A 909-nucleotide genomic window follows, 5' to 3' on the forward strand; every position below is an offset into this window, starting at 1 on the left:
TTGGCTTTTTTCTTCGTCACTAAACGGCACGCCCATTTTTTGTAAGATTTGTGATAGGTCGGTGTTGTCTGGTGTTTTGTGTGTGTTTTGGCTTTCTTCTTTCAACAACGCCTCAAGCCAAGCATTGTCCGCATTGTCATCGACATTGGCATGAATATCATTGGCGGCGGCAGAGCTTAGCGCTGCTTGTGCCGATGAGTCCGGGCTTGTCTGTGCTGCAGATGGCTGCTGGTTGGAGGTATGGCTGCGATGACTCGCCTGTGTCAGCCATGCATCCATACTGTCGAGCGAATCGTACTCTAATAAGTCGGTTTCTGACTCCCCTATATCCATGTCATCATGAATCAGCTCATCGTGGATGAGGTCGTCATCAATCAGGTCATCATGAATTAAATCGTCGTGAATAAGCTCATTGTGAGCCGCGGCTTTGTTTGATGTAGAAGTGGCGGTATCGGTCGCAGCGTGAGGGCTGGGGGCAGTGTCGGCGGTGACGATGAGGTGCTGATTGACTAAGAAGCTCTGATGACACTGCTCGCAGTTGACAGTGGCGTTTACTTTGTTCAATTGGGTTTGTTTTACTTTAAAGCAAGCGTGACAATGGGGGCACTGAGTTTTTATGGGCGTGGTCATAGGGTCGAGTCCAAAAAAGTATGGTGATCAATACCGCTTTTCCACTCACCAACAGCTGCCTATGGGGTAAATACTGCGCATTAACAAAATATCTCATGTATGAATCATGGGCAAGGACAGAGTGGCGTCAAACACATAACATTTGACTGCCCTCTATCGTAACAGATGTAATTAAATGTTGCTAGCCTGTAAATGTACCAGATAATCGTTGCCAGTGCTGGTCTTCTTGGTCAGTAAAAGCATGCTTAGGATCCATAGCAAAGTAAGGCTGATAGGCGG

Annotated in this window: 1 protein-coding gene; it reads right to left on the reverse strand. The window is 47.2% G+C overall.

Annotated features, from left to right (window positions below):
* The coding region (locus NK638_RS12305) for an MJ0042-type zinc finger domain-containing protein (protein WP_342454299.1) at positions 1–630 on the reverse strand (630 nt) is incomplete at its 3' end.
* Positions 631–909: the final 279 nt, after the last annotated feature.

Origin of the sequence: Psychrobacter sp. A3, from assembly GCF_028823565.1 — a bacterium.
Taxonomy (GTDB): domain Bacteria; phylum Pseudomonadota; class Gammaproteobacteria; order Pseudomonadales; family Moraxellaceae; genus Psychrobacter; species Psychrobacter celer.